Origin of the sequence: Paractinoplanes globisporus DSM 43857 (assembly GCF_000379645.1) — a bacterium.
GTDB classification, from domain to species: domain Bacteria; phylum Actinomycetota; class Actinomycetes; order Mycobacteriales; family Micromonosporaceae; genus Actinoplanes; species Actinoplanes globisporus.
The window spans coordinates 141,812-159,412 of record NZ_KB903311.1 but is presented as its reverse complement, the minus strand read 5'-3'; the positions used below and the strand labels follow the sequence as shown (position 1 = coordinate 159,412).

At 70.6% G+C, this 17,601-nt stretch carries 18 protein-coding genes; 13 read left to right on the top strand and 5 right to left on the bottom strand.

Annotated elements, in window-relative coordinates; genetic code table 11:
- Positions 1-115: 115 nt before the first annotated feature.
- Positions 116-1,018, top strand: coding sequence for an IS3 family transposase (locus tag A3CQ_RS0126580; protein ID WP_020513992.1), 903 nt, complete (start codon positions 116-118; stop codon positions 1,016-1,018).
- Positions 1,019-1,588: 570 nt separating this feature from the next.
- On the opposite strand, the gene A3CQ_RS54075 is transcribed toward A3CQ_RS0126580, so the two are convergent.
- From A3CQ_RS54075 to A3CQ_RS0126565, 3 genes are all read right to left on the bottom strand, one after another.
- On the bottom strand, positions 1,589-2,176 hold the full coding sequence (locus A3CQ_RS54075; RefSeq protein ID WP_157296336.1) for a phosphotransferase: 588 nt from the start codon (positions 2,174-2,176) through the stop codon (positions 1,589-1,591).
- A 325-nt stretch (positions 2,177-2,501) separates the two neighbouring features.
- A complete protein-coding gene (locus tag A3CQ_RS0126570) occupies positions 2,502-3,965 on the bottom strand; it encodes a benzaldehyde dehydrogenase (RefSeq protein ID WP_020513990.1) in 1,464 nt (487 codons plus the stop codon).
- A gap of 68 nt (positions 3,966-4,033) precedes the next feature.
- Entirely contained in the window at positions 4,034-4,828 is a 795-nt protein-coding gene (locus tag A3CQ_RS0126565; protein WP_026206231.1) for an IclR family transcriptional regulator, read from the bottom strand.
- A 105-nt stretch (positions 4,829-4,933) separates the two neighbouring features.
- Here A3CQ_RS0126565 and A3CQ_RS0126560 point away from each other — a divergent pair, with 105 nt between their 5' ends.
- From A3CQ_RS0126560 to A3CQ_RS0126520, 10 genes are all read left to right on the top strand, one after another.
- A complete protein-coding gene (locus tag A3CQ_RS0126560) occupies positions 4,934-6,241 on the top strand; it encodes an ABC transporter substrate-binding protein (protein ID WP_020513988.1) in 1,308 nt (435 codons plus the stop codon).
- On the top strand, positions 6,238-6,963 hold the full coding sequence (locus tag A3CQ_RS0126555) for an ABC transporter ATP-binding protein (RefSeq protein ID WP_020513987.1): 726 nt from the start codon (positions 6,238-6,240) through the stop codon (positions 6,961-6,963). Before A3CQ_RS0126560 ends, A3CQ_RS0126555 begins: the two co-directional genes overlap by 4 nt.
- Positions 6,960-7,676, top strand: coding sequence for an ABC transporter ATP-binding protein (locus tag A3CQ_RS0126550; RefSeq protein WP_020513986.1), 717 nt, complete (start codon positions 6,960-6,962; stop codon positions 7,674-7,676). Before A3CQ_RS0126555 ends, A3CQ_RS0126550 begins: the two co-directional genes overlap by 4 nt.
- On the top strand, positions 7,673-8,560 hold the full coding sequence (locus A3CQ_RS0126545) for a branched-chain amino acid ABC transporter permease (RefSeq protein WP_020513985.1): 888 nt from the start codon (positions 7,673-7,675) through the stop codon (positions 8,558-8,560). The genes A3CQ_RS0126550 and A3CQ_RS0126545 overlap by 4 nt, the downstream gene beginning before the upstream one ends.
- A gap of 64 nt (positions 8,561-8,624) precedes the next feature.
- Complete coding sequence (locus A3CQ_RS0126540) at positions 8,625-9,617, top strand: branched-chain amino acid ABC transporter permease (protein WP_026206230.1); 993 nt, start codon at positions 8,625-8,627, stop codon at positions 9,615-9,617.
- Between the two features lie 9 nt (positions 9,618-9,626).
- Complete coding sequence (locus A3CQ_RS0126535) at positions 9,627-11,084, top strand: aldehyde dehydrogenase family protein (protein ID WP_020513983.1); 1,458 nt, start codon at positions 9,627-9,629, stop codon at positions 11,082-11,084.
- A gap of 109 nt (positions 11,085-11,193) precedes the next feature.
- Complete coding sequence (locus tag A3CQ_RS62215; RefSeq protein ID WP_020513982.1) at positions 11,194-11,328, top strand: MBL fold metallo-hydrolase; 135 nt, start codon at positions 11,194-11,196, stop codon at positions 11,326-11,328.
- Positions 11,329-11,371: 43 nt separating this feature from the next.
- A complete protein-coding gene (locus A3CQ_RS63730) occupies positions 11,372-11,503 on the top strand; it encodes a hypothetical protein (protein WP_157296333.1) in 132 nt (43 codons plus the stop codon).
- Positions 11,504-11,531: 28 nt separating this feature from the next.
- On the top strand, positions 11,532-13,196 hold the full coding sequence (locus A3CQ_RS0126525; protein WP_245577336.1) for a sulfatase-like hydrolase/transferase: 1,665 nt from the start codon (positions 11,532-11,534) through the stop codon (positions 13,194-13,196).
- A gap of 99 nt (positions 13,197-13,295) precedes the next feature.
- On the top strand, positions 13,296-14,561 hold the full coding sequence (locus A3CQ_RS0126520) for a vanadium-dependent haloperoxidase (RefSeq protein WP_020513980.1): 1,266 nt from the start codon (positions 13,296-13,298) through the stop codon (positions 14,559-14,561).
- A 2-nt stretch (positions 14,562-14,563) separates the two neighbouring features.
- Here the strand turns inward: A3CQ_RS0126520 and A3CQ_RS0126515 are convergent, their stop codons facing one another.
- A complete protein-coding gene (locus tag A3CQ_RS0126515; protein WP_020513979.1) occupies positions 14,564-15,265 on the bottom strand; it encodes an endonuclease V in 702 nt (233 codons plus the stop codon).
- 116 nt (positions 15,266-15,381) lie between these two features.
- Positions 15,382-15,951 carry a hypothetical protein gene (locus A3CQ_RS0126510; protein WP_026206228.1) on the bottom strand — a complete coding sequence of 190 codons (570 nt, stop codon included), beginning with the start codon at positions 15,949-15,951 and terminating at the stop codon, positions 15,382-15,384.
- Positions 15,952-16,172: 221 nt separating this feature from the next.
- Between A3CQ_RS0126510 and A3CQ_RS0126500 the strand changes: the two genes are divergently transcribed.
- Together A3CQ_RS0126500 and A3CQ_RS0126495 are read left to right on the top strand one after the other, a co-directional pair.
- Positions 16,173-16,718 (top strand): TetR/AcrR family transcriptional regulator, encoded by a 546-nt coding sequence (locus tag A3CQ_RS0126500; RefSeq protein WP_020513977.1) that lies wholly within the window; start codon positions 16,173-16,175, stop codon positions 16,716-16,718.
- 2 nt (positions 16,719-16,720) lie between these two features.
- Positions 16,721-17,575 (top strand): hypothetical protein, encoded by an 855-nt coding sequence (locus A3CQ_RS0126495; RefSeq protein ID WP_020513976.1) that lies wholly within the window; start codon positions 16,721-16,723, stop codon positions 17,573-17,575.
- Positions 17,576-17,601: the final 26 nt, after the last annotated feature.

The window sequence follows — 17,601 nt, the reverse complement described above, 5'->3', positions numbered from 1 at the left end:
CGCCGGCGGACAAGGACGCGGAGATCGCCCGGTTGCGGGCGCAGGTCGCCGAACTGCAGCAGGAGAAGCTGGTCCTGCGTAAGGCAGCCGCGTATTTCGCCAACGAGATGGATCGGTGACCAGCCGCTTGCGGTTCATCTGCGCCCACCGCGCCGAACCCGGCGTGAAGCGGTTGTGTCAGATCCTGGCTGTCTCGGCTTCCGGTTACTACCGGTGGCTGAACACGGAGCCCGCCCGGCAGGCCCGCGCGGCAGCCGAAGACCAGCTCGCCGTACGGATCCGGCAGGCCCACGAGCAGTCCGGCGGCGCCTACGGGTCACCGCGGGTCACCAGCGAACTGCGTGAGCAGGGCGTGCTGGTCAACCACAAACGCGTCGAGCGGGTCATGCGCCGCCGCGCGATCATCGGGATCCATCAGCGCCGCACGGTGCGCACCACCATCCCCGGCAGCAACGCGCCGGACGTGCCGGACCTGATCCGCCGGGACTTCACCGCCACCAGGCTGGATCAACGCTGGTGCGGCGACATCACCTACCTGCCGGTGGCCGGCGGCTGGCTGTACCTGGCCACCGTCATCGACATCGCCTCCCGACGCCTGATCGGCTGGTCCATCAATACCCATCTGCGCACCAGCCTGATCACCGACGCCCTCGACGCCGCCGTGACCGCCCGCAGCGGCCAGGTCACCGGGGTGATCTTCCACTCCGACCGCGGCACCCAGTACACCAGCAACGCATTCGCCCAAGCCTGCCAGCGGCACCAGATCCGCCGCTCGACGGGCCGGGTCGGCACCAGCTACGACAACGCCCTGGCCGAAGCGTTCTTCGCCACCCTCAAACGCGAACTCCAGATCAACCACCAAACCTGGACGTCCGAAGCCGACGCCCGCCGCGACGTGTTCCGCTGGATCGCCTTCTACAACCACCGCCGCCGACACTCCGCCCTCGACCACCACAGCCCCGCCAACTACGAACGAGCCCTTCAACCAGCTACCCTCACCCAGCCGACCGCGGCATAACCCGGTGTCCACACCCCGGGGGGGAAGCTCGGACCGATGGTGGCGCCCCCTTTGCTCTGCTTACCTATGCGCACGAAAAACGAACGCCCGCTCGTTTCCGGTGCGCATAGGTGAGCAGAGCAAAGGGGGGCGCGCGCAGCCACCCTGCGCCGCGACCGTGATCTTCCCTCCGGAGGTACGGACACCTTGAAACTGGGCGTTGATGTCCAGAGGAACGGGTGTCCCCGGTTGGGACGTCCATCGAAGTTCACACCCGAGCTCAAGCGGGACGCGGCGGCCGGTCAACGACGTGAACAAACACTGCCGCCGGCCCGACGCCGACAGGCAGATCCCGGCATGCCGGCGGACAAGGACGCGGAGATCGCCCGGTTGCGGGCGCAGGTCGCCGGACTGCAACAGGAGAAGCTGATCCTGCGTAAGGCAGCCGCCTGGATCGCCTTCTACAACTACCCTCACCCAGCCAACCGCGGCATAACCCTGTGTCCACGCCCCGGGGGGGAAGCTCAAGCAGAGCAGCGCGTCTTGGTGCGCAGAGCGGGGCGTCTTGGTGCGCAGAGCAGGGCCGTGATCTCAGGCGGCGATCTCGGGGCCGTGGCGGGACATCCAGGACAGCAGGTCCTCGAACACGCGGACGGCCCCCGGCAGCCCGTCGGCGTGGTTCTGGTCGCGGGCGCGGGCGAAACGCGCCGTCAGCGACTCCACCACGTCGGCCGGCGTGACGTCGCCGTAGGCGGCACAGATCAGTCGTGTCTTGCGGACCTGCTCGCTCATCGGCACCCCGGCGTCGGTGAGGTCGGCGAACCCCCACACCGCCTGAGCGAAGTCGTCCACCCGCCGCCCCGGCCGCACGTCGTCCTCGAAGTCGATGATCGCGACCGCCGTCTCCCCACGGAACACCGTGTTGTGCGGCCCCAGATCGCCGTGGCAGACGACCTCGTGCCCCTCCGGCGCCGCCCACCCGGCGGTGGCGTCGTGATAGGCCCGCATGAGCGCGGCGGCACTGCGAATCCGCTCGTCCGACACCAGGAAGGGCCCTTCGTCGCGGGGAACGTCGCCCTCGATGTAACTCAGAATCTGCCGCCCGCGCTCGTCATAGCCGAGCGGCCGCGGCACCCCGCCGAAGCCCACCTCCGCAAGATGCCGCAGAAGCCCGTCCACATACGCCGAACGCTCATGCCGCGGCCGCCGCATGGTGTTTCCCACGCGCGCCGGACGGGACGCCTGAAGCTGCGCCCACCGCGCCCGCTCCGCCGAAGAAGCCATACCCAACGTTCATACACCGCCCGCCGGCGTCGACATGTCTCGCTGGGCGACCGACGCGCCGAGCGAGCATGGGGGACTGGCGACGCCGGCCGGGGCGAGCGCGAACCGGGCGGCCGGCGCGCTTGATGGCTCCTGCCGCCGCCCGCCGCCGGAGGTGACCGGACCGCGAGTGGGTGGAGCTCCCGCTGCCCCCGGCACCGAGGGCAGCGGGAACGGCGGGTCAGAACGGGAACGACGCGGGCTGGCTGCGGACGGTGAGCCAGCGGGTGTCGGTGAAGGCGTCGATGTTGGCCTGGGCGCCGCCGAAGCGGGAGCCGGTGCCGGAGGCGCCGGTGCCGCCGAAGGGGGCGTTCGCCTCGTCGTTCACGGTCTGGTCGTTGATGTGCACGATGCCGGTGGGGATCTTGTCGGCCAGTTCGACGCCGCGCATCGCGTCGCGGGTGACGATGCCCAGGGACAGGCCGTACTCGGTGGTGGTGGCCAGGGCGATCGCCTCCTCGATGCTGCCGAAGCGGGCGACCGGCGCGACCGGGCCGAAGATCTCCTTGTTGAAGGCGGGCGTCGAGGTGGTCACGCCGGCGAGCACGGTCGGCTGGTAGAAGAGGCGGTCGAAGGAGCCGCCGGCGGCCAGGCGCACGCCGTCGCCGGCCGATGCCGTCACCAGGTCGTGGATCTTGTCGCGCTGGCCGGCGTCGATGACCGGGCCGAGCGCGACCTGCTCGCGGGCCGGATCGCCGACCGGCAGCTTGCCCGCCTTGTCGGCCAGGCGCTCGACGAAGTCGTCGTAGATGCGCTCGTGCACCAGGTGGCGGCCGGTGGTCATGCAGATCTGGCCCTGGTGGAAGAAGCTGCCCCAGGCGGCCAGGTTGACCGCGGCGTCCACGTCGGCGTCGTCGAGGATCAGCAGCGCCGAGTTGCCGCCCAGCTCGAGGTGGCAGCGCTTGAGGTGGCTGCCGGCGAGCGCGCCGACGCGGCGGCCGGCCTCGGTCGAGCCGGTGAACGAGATGACCGGCACCCGCGGGTCGGTCAGCATGGCCTCGCCGACGTCGGCCCCGCCGATCAGCACCTGCAGCAGGCCGTCGGGCAGCCCGGCCTCCTGGAAGATGCGGGCGAGCACGAGGCCGCCGGTGACCGCGGTGCGCGGGTCGGGCTTGAGCAGCACCGCGTTGCCGAGGGCGAGCGCGGGGGCGACCGAGCGGATGCCCAGGATGATCGGCACGTTGAACGGCGAGATCACCCCGACCACGCCGACCGGGTAGCGGCGGACCATCGACAGCCGCGGCTCCTCGGAGGGGATCAATTGGCCGTACGGCTGGCTGGGCAGCGCCGCCGCCTCCCAGCACTCCTGCTCGGCGACGTGCAGGGCGAAGCCGGCCAGCCCGGGGATCGCGCCGACCTCGCGCACGTTCCACCAGCTGATCTCCTCGGCGTGCTCGGCCCAGAGAGCCGCCGCCTTGCGGAGGACCGCGGCGCGCGCCGGATGCGGCATGGCGGCCCAGGAAACCTGGGCCTCGGCGGCGGTCTTCGCGGCGCGGGCCACGTCGTCGGCGGTGGCCAGGGTGACCTGCCCGAGCGTGTCGCCGGTGGCCGGCTCGATCACGGCGGTGGTCGCGCCGCTTCCCGGGCGCCACGAGCCGCCCTCGAAGATCTGGTCGTTCCAGCGGGACTGATCGAGCAGAGCCATGTCCAGGCCTCCATCAAGACGGGTGCGCCGAATCTAGGCCCGAAACAGAAGTGAAACAACGGACTGTTTCACATGTTCGAACGGTAGCCCAATTGGTGCGAGATGTCGGCGGCCGTACGCCGCAGCGGCCCGCCCAGGCGGCTGACCACGGACTCGACCGAGGTCGTCCAGGTGGTCAGGTGCACGGCCACGTTGATCGCGGCGACCACGTGCCCGGAGCGGTCGCGGATCGGCGCGGCGATCGAGCGCAGCCCGGGCGCGAGTTCCTCGTCGTTGACCGCGAGGCCGGCCTGCCGCACCTTGGCCAGGGCCGCGACGAGCTGCTCCCGTACGGTGATCGTCCTGGGACCGCGGCGGGCGAGGTCCATGCGGTCGAGCAGCGGCCGCAGGGCCACCGGGTCGCGGTAGGCGAGCAGGACCTTGCCCATCGACGTGCAGTACGCGGGCAGCCGCGAGCCGACGTGCAGGTTGAGGTCGACCGCCACCCCGGTGGCGCGCCGCGATCGTCGGCGCTCGACGTACACGATGTCGGCGCCGTCGAGGACCGCCATGCTCGCCGCGCACCCGGTCTCGTCGGAGAGCGCCTGCAGATGCCCGGCCGCGACCCCGGTGATCTCCATCGAGCTGATCGCGGCGAAGCCGAGGTCGACCACGCGCGGGCCGAGCGAGTACTTCCGGGTGTCCGGATCCTGTTGCAGGAAGCCGAGACTGGTCAGCGTCGCCACGTACCGGTGGGTGGTGCTCCGGTTGAGTGAGACCGCCCGGGACAGGTCGGCGATGCCGAGGACCGGCCCGTTGGCGGCGAACTCGCTGAGGATGCGCAGGCCGCGCTCCAAGGATTGCGACAACGAAGGTGTCTCCAAGTCGCATCCTTTCGACGAGCGTTCCGGATATTAGAACACGCGATTGACGTGTGACCTGGCCCACTCCTAACTTCCTCGGCACCAGTCCTCGCCCAGGAGGCGTTCATGGAAAGCACGACTGGAACAACCCGGCGCGATCTGCTCCGCGCGGCCGGCCTCGGTCTCACCCTTCCGATCCTCGGCGCCTGCGGCGGGCTCGGGAGCAGCGACGATAACTCGAAAAATCAGGCCAAGTCGGCGCTCAAGATCGGCTTCGTCAGCCCGCGGACCGGCGCGGCGGCGGGATTCGGCGAGCCCGACGCGTACGTCCTCGAACTGGCCAAGAAGGCGCTCGCGAGCGGTCTCGCGATCGGCGGCACCCAGTACGACATCCAGATCCTCGACCGCGACAGCCAGTCCAACCCGCAGCGATCGGCCCAGGTGGCAAACGATCTGATCAATAGTGATCAGGTTGATCTGATGCTCACCACGAGCACGCCGGAAACGGTCAACCCGGTCAGCGACGCCTGCGAGGCGGCCGGCGTCCCGTGCGTGTCCACTGTGGTCCCGTGGGAGGCGTGGTACTTCGGCCGCGGTGCCAAGGAGACCGACAAGGCCGCGTACAAGTTCACGTATCACTTCTGCTTTGGTGTCGAGCAGTTCCACAACATGTACACGCACGAGTGGCCGCAGGTGCCGACCAACAAGAAGGTCGGCGTGATGTGGCCCAACGACTCCGACGGCAACGCGATCCGCGCCGCGCTCGGCCCGCTGCTCAAGCAGTCCGGCTACACGATCGTGGACCCGGGCGCGTACACCGACGGCACCAACGACTTCTCGGCGCAGATCGCCAAGTTCAAGGCCGAGAACTGCGAGATCTTCAACGCCTTCCCGATCCCGCCCGACTTCGCGACGTTCTGGCGGCAGGCCGCCCAGCAGGGGTACGTGCCGAAGATCGCCCAGATCGCCAAGACGGGTCTCTTCCCGTCGCAGGTGGAGGCCCTCGGCGACATCGGGATCGGCCTGGCCGGCGGCGCCTACTGGACCCCGACCTATCCCTACAAGTCCAGTCTCACCGGGGTCGACAGCAAGGGGCTCGGCGACGGCTACCAGGGCACCGGCAAGCAGTGGAACCAGCAGCTCGGCCCGAGCCTGGCATTGTTCGATGTGGCCGCCGCCGTGCTCAAGGCGAGCGGGAACCCCAAGGACAAGCCGGGCGTCGCCAACGCCATGAAGACGCTCAGCGTCGACACCCCGATCGGCAAGCTCGAATGGGGCAAGGGCCCGAACGCGAACGTCGTCGCCACCCCGATCCTCGGCGGCCAGTGGATCAAGTCGGCCGACCCCAAGTACAAGGTGGACTTCGTGCTGGTCGAGAACTCGTCCGACCCGAACGTCCCGACGGCGGCCAAGCTCCAGGAATACAAGGCGTGACCCCGGTTCTCGAGGGCCGCGGCCTGTCGATGCGCTACGGCGACCTGCAGGTGCTCACCGGCGTCGACTTCGCGGTCTCCGAAGGGGAGGCGGTCGGCATCGTGGGCCCGAACGGCGCCGGCAAGACCACCCTGCTCAACGTCCTGGCCGGCGCGGTCCGCCCGTCGGCCGGGACGGTGAGCTTCGGCGGGCGCGACGTCACGCGGACGCGTCCCGACCAGCGCTGCCGGATGGGCGTGGGGCGGGCCTTCCAGGTTCCGCGCCCGTTCGGTGGTATGACCGTTCTCGAGAACGTGGTGGTCGCCGCGAGCTACGGCGCCGGCCTGCGGGGAACGGCGCTCTACACGAAGGCGGTCGAGGTTCTCGACGACTGCGGCCTTACCGAGCTGGCCAACCGGCGCGCCGAGAGCCTGGGCCTGCTGCACCGCAAGCGCCTCGAGCTGGCCCGCTGCCTGGCGACCGGCCCGCGGGTGGTGCTGCTCGACGAGATCGGCGCGGGCCTGACCGACGCCGAGGCGGCCGAGCTGGTCGCCGCCGTCCGCCAGATCAAGGTGGGCAACACGGCGATCGTGTGGATCGAGCATATTGTCCACGTGCTGGTCCAGGTCGTGGACCGATTGGTCTGCATGGATACCGGTCGGGTCATTGCCGACGGCTCACCCGGCGAAGTGCTCGGCGATGCGGTCGTGATCGACGCGTACCTGGGAAAGGCGGCCTCGTGACGCTGCTGCGGGTGGAAAATGTCGAGGCCCGCCACGGACTGCTGCAAGCCGTCCGGGGTGTCACGTTCGGGGTGACGGAGGGCGAGATCCTCGCGCTGATCGGCGCCAACGGCGCCGGGAAGACCACGTTGCTGCGCACGGTCGCGGGCGCCCATCCGCTTTCCGGCGGCCTCATCTCGTACGACGGGAGCTACCTCACCGGCGTGCCCGCGCACCGGCGGGTGCGCCGTGGGATCGCCTACGTCCCCGAGGGCCGCCGTCTCTTCCCCGAGTTCACGGTCGAGGAGAACCTCCTGGTGGCGGGCCGCCGCGCCCGCTCCGGCCGATGGAATCTCACCACGGTCCTCGAGGCGTTCCCCGCGCTGCAACCGCTGCGTGGCCGCCTCGCCTCGCGCCTGTCCGGCGGCCAGCAGCAGGCCACCGCCATCGCCCGGGCCCTCATGACCAATCCGCGGCTCCTTCTGATCGACGAGGTTTCGCTCGGCCTTTCCCCCAAGGCCGTCGAGGAGGTGTACGCCTGCATGACCGTGCTCCGCGAGAGCGGCACGACCGTGATCCTGGTCGAGCAGGATCTGGGCCGCGCCCTGTCCACCGCGGGCCGGGTGATCTGCCTGCTCGAGGGCCGGATCGCGCTGGATGCGAAGACCGAGGGCCTGACCCGCGACGAGGTGGTCACCGCGTACTTCGGCTTCCACCAGGCGAGGCCGGCATGAACTGGGTCAACGCCGTCATCCAGGGCGTCCTGCTCGGCGGCCTCTACGCGCTGTTCGCCTGTGGCCTGTCGCTGATGTTCGGCGTCATGCGCATCATCAACCTGGCCCACGGGGACATCGCCGTGCTCGGTGCGTTCCTCGTCTGGTCGCTGACCGTGCACACCGGCATCGGCCCGTTCTGGGCGCTGGTCCCGGCCCTGCCGATCATGCTGATCCTCGGCTACGTGCTGCACCGCACCGTGCTCGCGCGAAGCCTGCGCGGCGGCCCGCTCACCCCGCTGCTGACCACGTTCGGCCTGGCCATCGTCATCCAGAACGCGCTGCTGCAGGCGTACAACCCGGACGTGCGCTCGCTCGGCGGCGCGGCCGGCGACATCGCGACCGGCAGCTGGCGCATCACCGGCCAGATCTCGTTGTCGTACCTCGGGGTGCTGATCCTCGCGACCGCCGTGCTGGTGCTCGGCGGCCTGCAGCTGATGCTGCGCCGCACGGCCTTCGGCCGGGAGATGCGGGCGACGGCCCAGGACGCCGACACCGCCACGCTGGTCGGGGTGCCGGCTTCTTCCGTGTACGCCCGGGCCACCGCGATCGCCGTGGCCACGGCGACCCTGGCCGGAGTGTTCCTCGGGGTGCGCTCGATCTTCGACGCCTCCAGCGGCCCGACCCAGCTGATCTTCGCCTTCGAGGCGGTGGTGATCGGCGGGCTCGGCTCGCTGTGGGGAACGCTCTGGGGCGGCATGGTGCTCGGGGTCGCGCAGACGATCGGCGCCACGATCGACCCCCAGTACTCGATCCTCGCCGGCCACCTCGTCTTCCTGATCGTCCTGGCCAGCCCGCATGGCCGTTCCCTTTTGGGGTACCGGCGGGAAGGACGGCCGGCATGACCGACTGCACCGGAGCGAGCGCAGCGGGCGCAGGGCCAGAAGGGCATGCCAAAGGAGGCTCAGCGTGACTGACCAATGGACCGTCAGACGGTCGGGGCGGGCCACCAAGATCTCGTCGGTGGCGATGGTCGCGTTCGGGATCGCGCTGTTCGCCGTCCCGTTCGGCTTCCGCACCGACGTCGTCCAGCAGCTCACCACCCTGTGCACGCTGCTGATGATGGCCGTCATGTGGAACGTGCTGGCCGGTTACGGCGGGCTCGTCTCGGTCGGCCAGCAGGCGTACATCGGCTTCGGCGCGTACGCGACGATCTTCCTCACCCAGCACGACGTGACCGCCTACCTCGCGGTCGTCCTGGCCGCCCTGGCCTCCGGCGTCCTCGCGGTGGCCCTCGCCCCGCTCCTGCTGCGCCTGCGCGGCGGCCAGTTCGCGGTCGGCACCTGGGTGGTGGCCGAGGCGCTGGCCCTGCTCGTCGCGCTCGACGAGGACCTCGGCGGGGGCACCGGCGTCTCCCTGCGCGGCCTGAACACCATCGCACCGGACTGGCGTCGCGCGTACACCTATTGGTTGACCTTGGGTTTCACGCTTCTGCTGCTGGCGCTCGTCTTCCTGCTGCTGCGTCGCCGGAGCGGGGCCGCGATCCAGGCCATCCGCGACGACGAGGAGGCGGCCGCGTCCCTCGGCGTACGCATCATGCCTCTGAAGTTCATGCTTTTCGTCCTGGCCGGCTTCGGCTGCGGCGCGGCCGGCGCTCTCACCCTCGCCAACACCCTGTTCATCCAGCCGCAGAGCATTTTCGGGGTGCAATGGTCTGCCTACATGTTGTTCATGGTGTTGGTCGGTGGCATCGGTACCTACGAGGGCCCGATCCTCGGCGCGATCCTGTTCTTCCTCCTGCAGGACTGGTTCGCCCAGTACGGCGCCTGGTACCTGATCGGCCTGGGCGCGGTCGCCATCGCGTTCGCCCTGTTCCTGCCGCGCGGGCTGTGGAGCCTCGCCGACGACCGCCTCCCGTTCCGGCTGCTCCCGGTCGGATACACGCTGCGCCCGGCCGGTTAGCATTCCGTCATGATCGAGACCGTCCTGCACCACATCGGCGGCAACCGGGTCGCCTCGATCAGCGGCCGCCGCCACCCCGACTACGACCCCTGGACCCGCAAGGTGCTGGCCGAGGTCGCCTCCGGCGACGGCGAGGACACCCGCCGGGCCATCGAGGCCGCCCAGGCGGCGTTCCCGGCCTGGTCCACCCGGGCGCCCACCGACCGCCAGCTCGTCTTCCTCCGCGCCGCCGACGCCCTCGACCGCCGCCGCCCCTCGGTGATCGACATGCTGGCCGCCGAGACCGGCTGCGGCCCGTACTTCGCGAACCTGCAGTTCGACTTCTGCCTGGCCATGCTGCGTCAGGCGGCCGGCCTCGCGCACGCACCCACCGGCCAGGTCCTCCCCACCGACCTGCCCAGTTCCCGCGCGCTGGCGCTGCGCCGCCCGGTCGGCGTGGTCGCCGCGATCGCCCCCTGGAACGCCGCCCTGACCCTGGCCGGCCGCGCGATCGTCGGCCCGCTCGCCCTGGGCAACACGGTCGTCCTCAAGCCCAGCGAGGAGTCCCCGATCACCGGCGGCACCCTGTGGGCAGCGGTCTTCGACGAGGCCGGCCTCCCGCCCGGCGCGCTCAACGTGATCACCCATGCCCCCGGCGACGCCGGCATGATCGCCGAGGAGCTGGTGACCCACCCCCTGGTCCGCCGGATCAGCTTCACCGGCTCCACGGTCACCGGCCGCCGCCTGGCCGAGCTGGCCGCCCGCCACCTCAAGCGCCCCGTCCTGCAGCTCAGCGGCCACAACGCCCTGATCGTGCTGGCCGACGCCGACCTCTCGCTGGCCGTGGACGCGGCGGCGTACGGCGCCTTCGTCCACCAGGGCGAGATCTGCATGTGCGTCCGCCGCATCTTCGTCGACCGCGCCGTGGCCGACGAGTTCACCGCGCGTTTCGTGAAAAAGGTGTCCCAGCTGCCGGTCGGCGACCCCCGCGACCCGTCGACCGTGGTCGGCCCCCTGATCAACGAGTGGGCCCTGAGCCTGGTCGAGCGCCGGGTCGCCGAGGCGGTCTCGATGGGCGCCCACCTGCTCACCGGCGGGACCGCGGCGCCGCCCTGCTACCCGCCCACGGTCCTGACCGGCGTGCCGGCCGAGGCCGAGATCGCCTTCGAGGAGACCTTCGGCCCGGTGGCGCTGCTGGAGACCGTCGACGGCCCGGACGAGGCGATTCGCCGCGCCAACGCCTCCCGCTTCGGCCTGACCGCCGGCATCATCTCGGCCGACACGTACGCGGCGCTGGACCTGGCCCGCCGCCTCGACGTCGGCATCGTCCACATCAACGACCAGACCGTGAACGACGAGCCGCAGATGCCGTTCGGCGGCCTGAAGGAGTCCGGCTGGGGCCGCTTCGGCCTGCAGTTCGCGAGCGAGGACTTCACCGAGCTCCAGTGGATCACGATGCGCGACACCGCCCGCGAGTTCCCCTTCTGACGTACCCTCGACCCGCCGCCGATCCGCGACGCGAGCGGACCGGCCCCGGTCACCGTCAACCCCAGCCTCTGGCGGCAGTCCACGCTCACCGCGATCCACTGCCTGTTCGATGTCGTGCCCGGGGATCGACCAGGCGCGGGGCCTCGACCTGTCCAACGTGACCTTCATCGAGGGCGGCCGGGGCGTCATCGTGCTCGACCCGCTGATCTCGGCCGAGACGGGCCGCGCTGCCCACCCGGCCTGACCCTGCACCTGCACGCGCACGCGCAACCGGCCGGACGGAGGGCGTGACCCTCGACGGTGACCGGGGCGTGCTGGACCGGTTGCCGGCGGCGCTCGACCGTCCCGAGCCGGATTTCCCGATTGTCACACCCTGGAAGGTGAACCGTGGGCGCGCCTGGATCCGTGTAGAGCGGTGAGGGGTTGTCTTCGCGAAGGACGTATATCTTGTTGCTCCGCCGAACCCGCCGCGTAGCCGGTGCGGTACTCACCGTGCTGGCCGCCGTGCTGGTCTATGTCGCGCTCGTGGTCCCGGACGCGATCGCCAAGCCGAAGAGCGGCACGTTCTTCGAGGCCGCGTTCCTGCGCCTGCCGATCGAAGTGATCATCGGGGGAGCGGTCCTGCTTGCTCTGGCACCCCGCTGGCGTAAGTGGGTCGCGGCGCTGTTCGGGCTGGGCCTGGGCTTCGTGGTGATCCTCAAGGTCGTCAACATGGGCTTCCGGCTCGTGCTCGGGCGGCCGTTCAACCCGGTGCTCGACATCTCGCTGCTCCAGGACGGCTACAACGCGCTGACCGAGACCGACGGGCGGGGCCGGGCGATCACGGCGGCCGTCGGCGCGGTCCTGCTGTCGCTGATCGTGCTGGCGCTGTGCACGCTCGCGGTGATGCGCCTGACCAAGCTGACCGCGCGGTACCCGGGGCCGGCCCGCCGTACCCTGGTCGGGCTCAGCGCCGTGTGGATCGCCCTCGCGATCAGCGGGATCACCTGGTTCCCGAACGCGCCGGTCGCCTCCGACACCGCGGCCGGCCTGCTCAAGCACACCGTCACGCAGGTTCCGGCGGCAATTCGCGATCAGAAGCAGTTCTCGTACGCCTCGGACCACGACCCGTATCGGAACGTGGCACCGAAAGACCTGGTCAGCGGGCTGAACGGCAAGGACGTCGTGATCGGCGTGGTGGAGAGCTACGGCCGCTCCGTGCTGACCGACCCGGGCATGAACGCGATCGTCGACCCGGTCCTCAAGGCCGACCAGCGGAAGCTCGACGAGGCCGGGTTCGCCGCCAAGAGCGGATGGCTGACCTCGTCGACGTACGGCGGCGGCAGCTGGCTCGCGCACGGGTCGTTCCAGTCCGGCCTGTGGATCACCAGCCCGCAGCGGTACCGCCAGCTGACCTCGAGCGACCGGATCACGCTGACCAGCGCGTTCCACGACGCGGGGTGGCAGACCGCAGGCATCGAGCCGGGCAACACCACGGCCTGGCCGGAGGCTTCCTTCTACGGGTACGACTCCGTGTACGACTCGCGGAACCTCGGTTACCGCGGCCCGAAGTTCGGCTGGTCCAGCATGCCCGACCAGTACACGCTGTCGGCGTTCCAGAAGAACGTGTACGGCAAGAAGACCCGCCCGCTGATGGCCGAGATCACGCTGACCTCCAGCCACGAGCCGTGGACCCCGATCCCGAAGATGGTCGACTGGGACTCGATCGGCGACGGCAGCATCTACGGCCCGATGGCCAAGGGCGCCGAGACGCGTACGTCGTTGTGGGGCTCGTCGGCCCGGACCCAGGCGCAGTACGCGACCTCGATCGGGTACTCGGTGGACAGCCTGATCTCGTGGGCGCAGAAGTACGGCGACAAGAACCTGGTGCTGATCATGTTCGGCGATCACCAGCCGATGTCGATCGTCAGCGGCAACGGCGCCAGCCACGACATCCCGATCACGATCATCGCGAAGGACAAGTCGGTGTTCGAGCGCATCGCGGACTGGAACTGGACGGACGGGCTCCGGCCCGGCGCGTCGACCCCGGTCTGGCGGATGGACCAGTTCCGCAACAAGTTCTTCGCCGCGTACGGGAGCCAGAACGCGGTCGCCCTTCCCGCGCCGCGCTGACCGTTATCTCCCTCTGTCCTCATCGGATAGACCGGGTTGCCTTTGCCACCCTCCGGCTGCTTCGATGCCTGTCGAAGCTTCTACGGGGGGATGCCTTTCATGAACAGGATCAGACTGTCCGCCGGTGCGGCCGTCATCGCGCTGGCCCTGACCACGGCGTTCGCGCCGGCCGCCTCCGCTTCGGGGGACTCGACGGCCGGGCCGAACGCCGTCGTCGTCTGGAACAGCAACGCGCAGACCGCCATCTACGAGGTCGCCCGCCAGGGGCCGTACGTCGCGCCGCGCAGCTTCGCGATGGTGCAGGGTGCGGTCTACGACGCGGTCAACGCCATCGCGGGCACGCCGTACCAGCCGTACCTGATCGCGCCGAGGACCCACCGGGGTGACTCCGCCGACGCGGCCGTGGCCACCGCGGCGCATCGCGTGCTGGTCTCGCTCTTTCCCGACCAGACGGCGAGCCTCGACGCCATGTACGCCACCTCGCTCGCCGCGATTCCCGACGGCCGGTCCAAGACCGGCGGCATCGGGGTCGGCACGAAGACCGCCGACACGATGATCGCCGCGCGGGTGAACGACGGCGCCTTCGGCCCCGACACCTGGACGGTCGGCACCGCGCCGGGCCGATGGCGGCCCACTCCGCCCACGAACGCGGCGGACGGCGCCTGGGTCGGCTCGATGCGCTCGTTCGTGATCCCGCGCAACGACATGTTCCGCACGGCCGGGCCGCCCGCGCTGACCGGCAAGCAGTACGCGAAGGACCTCAACGAGGTCAAGGCGATCGGCGCGGTGAACAGCACGGTCCGCACCCAGGACCAGACCGAGGCCGCCAAGTGGTGGCACGACCGGCGGCTCACCGAGTGGGAGATCACGCGGCAGCTGGCGCAGACGCAGCACCTGACCACGCTGCAGACGGCGCGGATGTTCGCGATGGCCGACGTGGCGAACGCCGACTCACTGATCGCGTGCTTCAACGAGAAGAAGTACTGGAGCTTCTGGCGCCCGGTCACCGCCGTCCAGGAGGCCGACCTCGACGGGAACCCCGCGACCACCGGCGACCCCACCTGGATGCCGCTGCTGGTGACGCCGCCGTTCCCCGACTACACGTCCGGGCACACCTGCTCGACCGCGACGGTCATGGCGGCGATGCGGGCCTTCTTCGGCCGGGACGACCTCTCGTTCAGCGCGTACAGCGCCGACTCCGGCACGACCCGCTCGTTCGGCAGCTTCTCGTCGGCCCTCGACGAGGTGGTCGAGGCCCGCATCTGGGGCGGCGTCCACTTCCGTACGGCCGACGTGCAGGGTGTGAAGATCGGCAACGGCGTCGCCGCGTACGTCCTTTCGCACGAGTTCCGCCGGCGGCACTGACGTCAGAGCATCCCCCGCCAGGTGTCTCTCAGCACCTGGCGGGAGATGATGTCGGCCTGGCGGGTCGGCTCCGGGACGCGGAAGTGCGAGCTCAGCGCCACCGTCAGGTCGGAGGTGTCGGGCAGGCCGATGCGGTGACCGGCCGAGACGAAGACCGGGTTGACCTCGGTCTGGGTGCGGACGGCGCGGCCCAGCACCTCGCCGTCCACCACGATCGGAGACCACTCGCCGCGGCGCGGGCCGGGCTCGGTGTGGCTGCCGATGAACTCGGTCTTCGCCACGCCGAACGCCGGCAGGTCGAGCAGCACGCCGAGGTGGCTGGCCAGCCCGAACCGGCGCGGATGGGCGATGCCGTGCCCGTCGCAGATCAGCAGCTCGGGCCGGCCCTCGAGCCGGCCGAGGGCCTCCAGCAGCAGCGGGATCTCCCGGAAGGCGAGCAGCCCCGGCACGTACGGGAAGCTGACGTTGCCCTCGGCCGTCGCCGTCTCCAGCACGTGGCGGGTGACGACGTCGACGGTCACCGCGGCGGCCACGGCCCGGCGGCTGCCCACCGCGTACGAGATGTCCAGCCCGGTCACCGTCCGGGGTGTCTCTATCCGGCCCGCCGGGAACACCAGCCGCTCGCGCAGCTCGGCCTGGATCCGCTCCGCCTGCTCGACATCGGCCGGTGCCTCGTGCGGGACGACCGTCCATTTGTGCGTCATTGCTCGCCGTACGCTCTCGCCTTGCCTTTGGCCTTGCGCCTGAAAAGCTAGGGCATCCCACCATGAACGACTTTGGCGGATGTTGCCAGCCCCGTTCCCGCGAGAATCCCGCGAAATCAGAGCCCGGCCAGGTCGAGCCCGAGCGTCACCCCGCCGCTGACCACGATCAGCGCGGTGAGCAGGGCGCTGCGGCCGGCGGTCGCACCGGTCGTGCGCGAGGCTCGCCAGTAGAGGGCCGCGCCGCCGAGCAGCAGCAGGGCCTCGATGACCGCGGTGAGCGCGTGGTACTGCCAGAGCCCGAGGCCGAGGCGGGGCAGGCCGCCCAGGTTGCCCGGGAGGATCGGCATGTCGGCCCGATGCACGAGCAGGTCGAGCAGCCAGTGCGAGAAGACGACCGCGCCGATGACCACGCCGGCCCGGCGGTTCCACCAGCGGGCGCAGAGCCAGCCGGTCACCGCGGCGATGATCAGCGCGCCGACCAGCGAGTGCGTGTAGTCGGCGTGGATGATGCCGTCGCCGTAGCCGCCGTTCGTGCCCGGCGCGTCGTCGATGGTCTCGACCCCGGCCAGGAACAGCGGTGTGAAGAGGATGTCGAGCCAGACCGTCGCGAGCATGAGCGCCCACAGCGGCACCGGCTTCTCGGCGGACTTGACCGCCGCCGCGAGCCCGAAGTGGCCGGTGATCATCGCGGCCACCGGATGAGCTTGGCGTCGAGCACGCCGACGAGGGCGGCGAACAGGATCGTGCCCAGGATGAACGACATGAGAGCCTTCCTTAATGGTACGGGAGTTGCGTTAGGATGAGGATAGGTCGGCGCAAGCCCTTAACGCAACTGGAGTTTCCTTTGGTCTCGGATGGTGTCGGTTCCGCGCGACCCGGCGGACGCACGGCCCGTACGCGGGCCGCGGTGGCCGCTGCCCTGCAGGAAGAGCTCCTCGAGGTCGGCTACGGCGGCACCACGATCGACCGGATCGCGAAGCGCGCCGGTGTCGCGAAGACGACCGTCTACCGCCGGTGGGGGAGCGTCGGCCAGCTCGTGGTCGAGCTGTTCGCCGAGGCCGCCGGCGGCCGCATCCCGATCGCCGACACCGGCTCGCTCGAGGGCGACCTGCGCGCGCTGGCCCGCAGCGCGGTCGCCGTGCTGCTGCACCCGCAGAGCCGCGCCATCTTCGACGTGGTGGTGCGCGAGGCCGTCCACGACCCGGCGGCCCGGGCCGCCCTCACCGACTTCTTCGCCGGCCGGGTCGCCAACGCGGCGCCGATCGTGGAACGCGCCGTGGCTCGCGGCGAAATCCCGGCCGGCACGGACGCGGCCGAGGTGATCCGCCAGCTCGGCGCTCCCTACTACGCCCGCATGTACATCACCGGCGACCCGATCGGCGAGGCGGATGCCGACCGGGCTGCGGCGGTGGTTTCCCTGGCCGCGAGGGCCGGTCTCCTGAAATCATCGTGACAATGTCATGGACAGAGGGCGAGTACGAACTGCTCACCGTGGACGGGCGCGGCCGCGGCCGGTCCGCCCGGTGGCGCGTGACCGTCCGCCCCGACACGCCCGGCGTCATCCGGCGCGAGGTGCAGGTCAACGGCGAGGGCTGGGACGCGGAGCGCGAGGGCTGGGCTCCCGAGCCGAGGATCTGGCCCACCTGGTCGCCGAGCCTCGGCGAGGATTCCGGTGCGGGCGCTCCGCTGCAGGGCGTCCATGACTATTGGAGCGAGGCCGACGACCGCCTTCGCGACTCCGCCAAGTGGCTGGCGGCCGTGATCGGCGCATCGCTCGGCGCACTGGTCGGTACGTCCCCGCTGGCCGACATCTGGACGCACCGCCCACCGGGGAAGGCACTGTGGTTCGGAGCCGCCGGCATCGTCTGTCTCGGCGTGACGCTCGCCCTGGTCCTCCGCGTGATCCGCCCGACCTCGGTTTCCTTCGCCGACGTGCAGAACGCCGAATACGGCGCCCTGCACAAGTGGCGCGGGGTCGTCGAGGCACAGCAGGACCTCTACCTGCCGGCCGGGGTCAAGTGCCTCACCAGCCTCCGCCAGTCGATGATCATCGAGGAGGTCACGCTGGTGGCGCTCGCGAACGCCTCGGCCGGCTCCCCGGCTCCCGACGAGACCCGGACCATCACCTTGGCCCAGGCCGCCCGGGCGGCCCGCCTGAAGGAGTTGCGCGACGCCGCGGCCCGGGTGGCCACGATCGGCGAGTTCTACCGCGTACGCCAGAACAGCACCCTCGCCACCTGGGTAGGTCTTATCTTCGGTGTCGCCGGCACGATCCTGGTGGTCGCGGCCTTCGCCTGGCCCCGTGGCTGACAGCCGTCACCGGAGCCGGACCCGAT